This is a genomic window from Bacillus salitolerans (genome assembly GCF_042680805.1).
Classification (GTDB): domain Bacteria; phylum Bacillota; class Bacilli; order Bacillales; family SA4; genus Bacillus_CJ; species Bacillus_CJ salitolerans.
This window is the reverse complement of record NZ_JBHUEM010000060.1, coordinates 88,709-96,220: the sequence shown is the minus strand read 5'-3', so window position 1 is coordinate 96,220 and position 7,512 is coordinate 88,709. Positions and strand designations below refer to the sequence as shown.

The 7,512-nt window shown below is 39.0% G+C and carries 9 protein-coding genes; 4 read left to right on the top strand and 5 right to left on the bottom strand.

Translation table 11 applies throughout. The features are described from left to right. The coding region (locus ACFSCX_RS25660) for an IS110 family transposase (RefSeq protein ID WP_377931118.1) at window positions 1-607 on the bottom strand (607 nt) is incomplete at its 3' end. Between the two features lie 470 nt (window positions 608-1,077). Here ACFSCX_RS25660 and ACFSCX_RS25655 point away from each other — a divergent pair. Beyond that, window positions 1,078-2,316 carry an MDR family MFS transporter gene (locus tag ACFSCX_RS25655; RefSeq protein ID WP_377931126.1) on the top strand — a complete coding sequence of 413 codons (1,239 nt, stop codon included), beginning with the start codon at window positions 1,078-1,080 and terminating at the stop codon, window positions 2,314-2,316. 27 nt (window positions 2,317-2,343) lie between these two features. Here the strand turns inward: ACFSCX_RS25655 and ACFSCX_RS25650 are convergent, their stop codons facing one another. Continuing rightward, the gene (locus ACFSCX_RS25650) at window positions 2,344-3,195 is read right to left on the bottom strand and encodes a DUF4097 family beta strand repeat-containing protein (RefSeq protein WP_377931117.1); all 852 of its coding nucleotides are present in this window, start codon (window positions 3,193-3,195) and stop codon (window positions 2,344-2,346) included. Between the two features lie 160 nt (window positions 3,196-3,355). Between ACFSCX_RS25650 and ACFSCX_RS25645 the strand changes: the two genes are divergently transcribed. From ACFSCX_RS25645 to ACFSCX_RS25635, 3 genes are all read left to right on the top strand, one after another. Then, window positions 3,356-3,883 carry a methyltransferase gene (locus ACFSCX_RS25645; RefSeq protein WP_377931116.1) on the top strand — a complete coding sequence of 176 codons (528 nt, stop codon included), beginning with the start codon at window positions 3,356-3,358 and terminating at the stop codon, window positions 3,881-3,883. A 320-nt stretch (window positions 3,884-4,203) separates the two neighbouring features. After that, a complete protein-coding gene (locus tag ACFSCX_RS25640; RefSeq protein ID WP_377931125.1) occupies window positions 4,204-4,275 on the top strand; it encodes a YjcZ family sporulation protein in 72 nt (23 codons plus the stop codon). Window positions 4,276-4,448: 173 nt separating this feature from the next. After that, entirely contained in the window at window positions 4,449-4,520 is a 72-nt protein-coding gene (locus ACFSCX_RS25635) for a YjcZ family sporulation protein (RefSeq protein ID WP_377931125.1), read from the top strand. Between the two features lie 115 nt (window positions 4,521-4,635). Here the strand turns inward: ACFSCX_RS25635 and ACFSCX_RS25630 are convergent, their stop codons facing one another. From ACFSCX_RS25630 to ACFSCX_RS25620, 3 genes are all read right to left on the bottom strand, one after another. Then, the gene (locus tag ACFSCX_RS25630; protein WP_377931115.1) at window positions 4,636-5,043 is read right to left on the bottom strand and encodes a hypothetical protein; all 408 of its coding nucleotides are present in this window, start codon (window positions 5,041-5,043) and stop codon (window positions 4,636-4,638) included. A gap of 814 nt (window positions 5,044-5,857) precedes the next feature. Further along, window positions 5,858-6,586 (bottom strand): ZIP family metal transporter, encoded by a 729-nt coding sequence (locus tag ACFSCX_RS25625; RefSeq protein WP_377931114.1) that lies wholly within the window; start codon window positions 6,584-6,586, stop codon window positions 5,858-5,860. 288 nt (window positions 6,587-6,874) lie between these two features. Continuing rightward, window positions 6,875-7,507, bottom strand: coding sequence for a response regulator (locus ACFSCX_RS25620; RefSeq protein ID WP_377931113.1), 633 nt, complete (start codon window positions 7,505-7,507; stop codon window positions 6,875-6,877). Between the last annotated feature and the right edge of the window lie 5 nt (window positions 7,508-7,512).

Below are 7,512 nucleotides of genomic sequence, written 5' to 3'. Positions count from 1 at the left end.
TCACTTTTCCGTTCTCGAGTGTACTGAAACCTTGATATTCACGCCATATTTGATCATGTATTGTCCGAATTTCCATCTTTATACGGGAACGTTTATTAATCTCATTTCTCCTGGCACGGGTAAGATGTTGAAGCTTCTTGTATTCTCCTTTTACTAACTTTGCATTCGTAGCTTTATTACCAATTAACGCTTCAGCTATCAAATACAAATCAATATCATCCGTTTTTGTATTAGTAAGATGTTGTTTTCTCTCTTCATTTGTAGAAGATGGGTTAATAATATGAACAGAGTATCCCATATCCGTAAGGATACGAACGATATCTTCATAATAATGCCCGGTTGCTTCAATACCGATAAACACTCTTTCTGCATGACAAGCAAGTTTAGCCGCTTCAATATTATTTATTAAACTGTTCATCCCAGTCTTATTTACCATAAAAGAGAATGGTGCTATCTGTACCTCTCCATAGTAATTTAAAATCATCGCTTTTTGTAAAACCTTTGATACATCTATGGGTACAAGCAAAACTTTTTCTAAATTAGCTCCTCTAATTTCTTGTGCGAATTGACTTCTTCTTAATCCTTGTTTACTCTTAAGTAGTCTCATTGACTATGGCCTCCTTGGCGGGTTGGTAAATGATTGAGTTAACTTGGTTAAGTAGTTCAATCGTAGCATAGTCTTGGGACTTTTTTATGTGTAAAAATATTATTTCATACACCAGAAAGTATAAGTTTCTGGTGTTTGTTACTGCTAAATCAGCTCCAGCGCCCAGCCAAGATGAAATGGCGACGATCTTTGCCATTTCATCCTACTCGAGGGAAAAAGAAAAATCACTTTTTCCTTGGACAAATAACCTGTCATGAATAAAAGGCAAAACCACCCTTTTTTCATGACAGGTTATATGCTCTGCCTTAGGATAAAAAGGGCGCCCTGAGCCTTTTGTTCGCTTATGAATCAGATTTGGGTACATATTTCTCTCTTAAAAGATGAAGAAATCATGAATTTTTTCTACTCTTTTTCCTCTTCCCTCTTGTACTTAAAATAAAGGCAAGAGAAAGGGTGAAACTATGAATTCAATTCAAAAGCTATACCATCGTTATAGTGAGCCAGTTCGCATTCGATTTTTAGGGGCGTTTTTAACAAGCATAACCGGCTCGATGCTTGCTCCATTTATGATAATTTATTTGCATGAGCAACTAGATGGAAATTTATTACTCCCCATGCTCATTGTTGGATTACAACCTTTAAGTGATATTATCTTTACCTTACTTGGCGGTGGAATAACAGATCGGTATGGCAGAAAGCAAATGATGATGATCGCTTTATTCATGCAGGCTATTTCCATGGCAGGCTTTATTTTTGCCGAGTCCGTATTTTTCTTTGCACTATTATATGTACTCAATGGAATTGGAAGGTCAATCTTTATTCCAGCCCAGCGAGCACAAATTGTTGACTGTACGGAAGTGGAACGACGTTCTGAGGTCTTTTCTATCATTAGTACGATAGAATCCTTTGCTATTACCATAGGACCATTACTTGGCTTACTCGTTTATTCCTATCAACCAGACTTTATTTTTGGACTCGAAGCACTCAGTCTATTCCTTTATGCAATCATTGTTTGGTTGAAGCTTCCGGAAACTGCCCCAAAGCAAATGACGAAAGAGATTGAAACAAATTCAGCTACATCAGCTTTAACTGTCCAACAGTTTCTACGTAAACATCATTTTGTATTAGGTATAATGGTGTTCTCCATTCCTATAAGCTTTTTCTATAGTCAAGTAGAAACTAATTATAAGATTTTTGTACAGGATCTCTTCCCTAATTACTTAACGGTGTTGACGATCATTACGACCGTAAAAGCACTCATGATCACTTTTTTACAAATCGTTCTCGTAAAATGGACAGAAAAGCTACCAATGACAAAAATTGTCGCCATTTCCTATCTTTGCTTTTTTATAAGTGCCATCGGATTTGGATTTTCCACTCATTTATTCTGGTTACTCTTTACCCAATTAATATTAACTGTCGGGCAAAGCATTGGCCTTAATCATTTCCTCCGTTATGTATCTGAACTTGCCCCTGAACAACACCGTGGCTTATACTTTTCCTTGTATGGGATACACTGGGACATTTCAAGAACGGTTGGACCATTTGTTGGAGGACTGCTTTTACTCCATGGTGGGGGAGAACTGTTATTCCTACTATCCGCCATTTTCCTAATTGTGGGTGGAATTGGACAATATTTGTTTGTTTCCTACATCCATCGAAAACAAATGAAGAATCAACAGGAAAAAATAATCTTGCTCCACAATTAAAAGCCGACTTGTCGGCTTTCTTCTATACTAATCTATTATCTTTCCTTTTACACCCCTAATGTGCTTGGAACCAGAGCCGTCATTTTCAATGGTTACATCGTTTGTTACATTATTAATAGAAATATCTCCGCTCTCATCTTCCACGACAATACTTCCCTCCAGTCTAGCAATGTCAATCTCACCGCTTCCATCGACAATAGAAACGTTACCAGAATGGTCAACTATTACCAAATCCCCTGATTGGTCGTCTACTTGCAATTCTCCCGTACAGCTTTCTACTAGAATTGCACCTGAATCATCATGAATCTTTTTTATTCCAACTGTATTTAGTACTTCAATATCTCCAGATTCATCGTCAATTGTTAGTAATCCAGCTGAATTCTCCACGATGATCTCACCAGAATCATCCTTTATTTTAGATAGATTACTCGCATTTTTCACATAAATGTCCCCTGAATCATCGTCGATTTCAACATGTCCATCAATATCTGAAATACGTAGATCTCCAGATTCATCCTTAACAAATACAGATAAATGAGAAGGTACAGTTACGGTAATATCCATTGATTGCCTTGTCATAAACCCAAACGTTGGTCTAAACTTTGAAACAAGCTCAGCCTCGTTACCTTCTTGTTCAAGAGTTAACACAATGGCATCTTCTTTAACAGATTCAGAGCGTTTAATTTCGGCGACTACCGAAATCGTTGTAGCGTCCTTATCTCCTTTTATTATCAGATCACCTGAAGTTGTTTGTACGTTTAATCGTTCGACCCCACTAGTAGTAGCTAACTCTAACTCTCTACTTTCTTCGAAAACACGTGTACTGCTACAGCCTACCAGCATCGTGAAAATGCTACCTAAAAATATCCACTTTTTCATCATTAAATCTCCTTTAATCATGTCTATACTCATTATAAATTTAATGAGAAAAGTTTATTAGTGCCGTCAGTCATAACTTTTGTATGACCATCGGACAAAACTTTGAACGGATGTATGACCTCATACTTTGCTATAATAAACATAGAGGGAGGAGAGTTGAATGTTATTATTATCCATACTTGTAATCATCACCTTCACTTCCATCCTTTTAATCTTCATCTTTTCCATTATTAATGGGATTTCTTCCATGCCCACCTCTTCAATCGTAAAAGATGTACTTTTGCAACACCTCCCAGCTCATCCTAGCAACAATATCGCAGAGCTTGGCGCTGGCTTTGGTACACTGGCATTTCCTATTGCTAAAAAATATTCACCTACAACGGTCACTGCATATGAAAATTCATGGATTCCGTATTTATTTATGAGAATAAAAAATACGATTTCGTGTCATCAAAATCTACGAATTCAACGGAAGAATATATATCAAGTTGATTTATCAAGACATGATTTCCTAGTATGTTACCTTTATCCAAAGGCCATGACTCGTCTTCAGGATCAATTTCAAAAACAACTAGCGCCTGGAACGATTATTATTTCACACACGTTTGCCCTCCCTAACTGGAAGCCATACAAAATCATCACGGTTCATGACCTGTATCAAACAAAAATTTATTTCTACCTAGTATAAAGTGAAACTTCAATCAGTGGGGGTTTTCCTCATCCCCCACTGATTGTTAGCCCCGGCCGGCATGATGTGGGTCACACAGACGTTGCCACAGGATGTGGCGATCTTAGTCTGTGCTCATATTATCGGGTTCTTACTGGCGCTTATCCCCCACTTAAACTTCTCGATTCATCTAAAGTTTTGAAGTGGGGGACTTAGCGCCAGTTGGAGCGGGATAAATGGTGATTCGCCCAGTTTTACTCAATGTATGACATTCGCCCACCCAAACCATGGTCCCCACCCATATGTATATGGTGTAAGGCAAATCAAGGAGGTGCTACATTATGCACAACAACTTTGCGTTGATTGTTGTATTGTTCATCTTGTTAATTATCGTTGGATCTGCTTGGGTGTAATAAAATATCATCATAAATAGAGCCCTCTTGCTAAGAAAAGAGAGCTCTTTTTATCGGTCATCATTGTAAAAAAACACTGCCCAGTTTTGTTCAGCAATGGACAATTGCCCACCCAAAGTTCACACTCTCGCCATAGGTTATAAGTGTAAGGCAAATCAAGGAGGTGTTCTTGCATGCATAACAACTTTGCGTTGATTGTAGTTCTGTTCATTCTTCTAATCATTGTTGGTTCTGCATGGGTATAAATAGCAAAATTTAACTAACACCTGTTATCAGACGCCGGTTATTAGCTGTGTGTTTATAAGAAGGTTTCTTTTTATAGTCCATCTATCCTAATGATTTATAAGCTCTTTCATTAGCTCATATAAAAGCTCTCCTCCTTAAAGGATGAGAGCTTCTAGCTGTTCGACATTCTGCAAAGAATGTTGCCTTCTTATTTCCTAAATTCAGACCTGATACAGCTTCGAATTGTTCAGCAATACTCGATTTACCAGATAAAGAAACCTTCTTTTGACCTCTTTGTTTTATAATCTCAGCAAATCCTTCGACATCTATTTTTCCACTTGCATATGGTGTAAATGTTTCATGATACCTTAAAAGAACCGCTTGAATATTACCTTCCTCATCAAATTGTCCCCAAAGCTCCTGAAAATCAGTCTCATATCCAAATGCTTCTATATCTCCTAGAATAAATAGGTTAAAGGAAGCCTCTTTACTTAAAAATGGAAAAACAACTTCATGGTCTTGTTCGTTTAGTTTTCTAATCATATTCTTAAACCTACCTTTTCTTTTTCAACATCATAAAGGATTGGAAAAATTTCATCAATCATTTTATCAATGTACAGGTTATGGTTGCATAGGCTAGTGTGTACTTAAAAAAGGAGGGCTATAATGAGAAGAGCATATTACCCAAGTAAGCACAATACATGTACCTCATGTCATGAACAAAGAAACCTTTCAACCTACACGCCTTTTTATCCAGTTCAATCATCTAATCTGACTACCAGTACCACTCCAAATTATCCAATCAATCAACCTGTAAACAATTCAAGTGTTGGAAGATACCCTACTACTGTTCCAGGTGTAGCTGGAAACTACGGATCACCAATATACCCGCCCAACTTCGAAGGGCCTCTGCCTGGGCCTCCTAATGGGAACCATGGCTTTCCGGGATACCCGCCCAACTTCGAAGGACCTCTGCCTGGGCCTCCTAATGGGAACCATGGCTTTCCGGGATACCCGCCCAACTTCGAAGGGCCTCTGCCTGGGCCTCCTAATGGGAACCATGGCTTTCCGGGTTACCCGCCCAACTTCGAAGGGCCTCTGCCTGGGCCTCCTAATGGGAACCATGGCTTTCCGGGATACCCGCCCAACTTTGAAGGGCCTCTGCCTGGACCTCCTAATGGGAACCATGGCTTTCCGGGATACCCGCCCAACTTCGAAGGGCCTCTGCCTGGACCTCCTAATGGGAACCATGGCTTTCCGGGATACCCGCCCAACTTTGAAGGACCTCTGCCTGGACCGAGAAAAACCTAAAAGTCAGAAAAAAAGTCAACTAGGGCGATCCTTAGTTGACTTTTCATTATCCGTAAAAGGTTAAGATTAATGAACATAACAAGCCTAGAGCTGAAATAAAACCGACGATTGGACCGCCCTCCTCAAAAGCTTCAGGCATCATCGTTGAGGACACCATCGCGAAAATTCCCCCTGCTGCAAAAGCACTAATTGATGTAATTAAATGTTGTGACGAAGTATCAATTAGCGCATATCCTAATAAAGCACTAATTGCAGAAAGAAGCATAACAATTGCCCATAAAGAAATAATCTTAAGCTTTGAATATCCATCTTTTTTCATTCCGATACTACTTGATAGTCCCTCAGGGAAGTTACTTATAAAGATTGCGATTACAATTAACCAGCTCACTGTATGATTTTCTAATAAACTGACCCCGATAATCACTGATTCCGGTATAGCGTCGATAATGGTTCCCATTAGAATGGCAATACCGGCGTGGCCAGCCGGGCTTACTTTAGAGCGTTTCCTTTCATGTCCGCCTTTTTTCATGATGATGAGCTCTGCCACGATAAAGAGAGTTGCCCCAAGCAGAAAACCAATCGAAGGATATAAAATCCCTCCCTCCTTAACTGCATCACTAAGCAATTCAAATGTGGCTGCTCCGATGAGGACACCCGTTCCAAATGCCATGATAAAAGCTGATACTTTGTTTGGAATATCTTTAAAAATACCGACTAATGCCCCCAACAAGAGTGAAGAACCTGCAATTCCACCCCATAAAGCTGCCTCAAACATGAATCATACTCCCTGTCTTTACTAGATATTGTTAATGTAACCAATTAGTATCGGAAAATTACTACAAGACACTCTCTAGATATGTCGAATCGATGAATTCTATGTATATACGGAAATTATTAGCGAGTATAGGGCAAACGTAGTTGATCTTACTAGATAATTTAATATCAAATGGTGAAAATCCTGTTCCATCGCTTTTTACCTCATTTTCACCCAGAATACATTATTTGTTTCTACTACCATAATCAACAAAAAAATCCCCCATCCATGGAGGATTAATTAACATGACTATTTTACAAGAGAATTTTTAAATGCATAGATGACTGCCTGAGTTCGATCGTGCACTTCAAGTTTTCCTAAAATGTTACTAACATGGACCTTCACTGTTTTTAAAGCAATGAACAGCTCATCACTAATTTCCTGGTTGGTCTTCCCTTCTGCTATTAAAAGTAAAATTTCCATTTCACGATTCGTCAGATCCTCATGAAGAGGAGTGTTGGTCCCTTTACGCATCTTCGTCATCATCTTGCCCGTCACCTCTGGCTCAAGGACAGATTGACCATGGTAAGTCGAACGGATAGCGTTCGCAATCTCACTGGCCTTCGATGTTTTTAACATATAACTCGTTGCGCCTGCTTCAAGTGCTGGATAGACTTTTTCATCATCCAAAAAGCTTGTTACAATAATAATCTTTGCTTCAGGCCAGCTTTCCATAATTTTTTTAGTCGCTTCGATACCGTCCATCTCTTTCATAACTAGGTCCATAAGAATGATATCAGGTCGTAACTCTAATGCGAGCTCTACCCCTTCACTTCCGTCCTCTGCTTCTGCAATGACTTCTATATCAGGCTGTGCTGAAAGATAGGCAGAGACACCAATACGCACCATTTCATGGTCATCTACGAATAAAACTTTAATCATGCTTA

What these genes read in the sequence shown, in the direction of transcription:
- ACFSCX_RS25625 (WP_377931114.1), bottom strand. Translation starts at nt 6,586, where the DNA reads ATGTTTGAGGCAGCTTTATGGGGTGGAATTGCAGGTTCTTCACTCTTG.
- ACFSCX_RS25645 (WP_377931116.1), top strand. Translation starts at nt 3,356, where the DNA reads ATGTTATTATTATCCATACTTGTAATCATCACCTTCACTTCCATCCTT.
- ACFSCX_RS25620 (WP_377931113.1), bottom strand. Translation starts at nt 7,507, where the DNA reads ATGATTAAAGTTTTATTCGTAGATGACCATGAAATGGTGCGTATTGGT.
- ACFSCX_RS25630 (WP_377931115.1), bottom strand. Translation starts at nt 5,043, where the DNA reads ATGATTAGAAAACTAAACGAACAAGACCATGAAGTTGTTTTTCCATTT.
- ACFSCX_RS25650 (WP_377931117.1), bottom strand. Translation starts at nt 3,195, where the DNA reads ATGAAAAAGTGGATATTTTTAGGTAGCATTTTCACGATGCTGGTAGGC.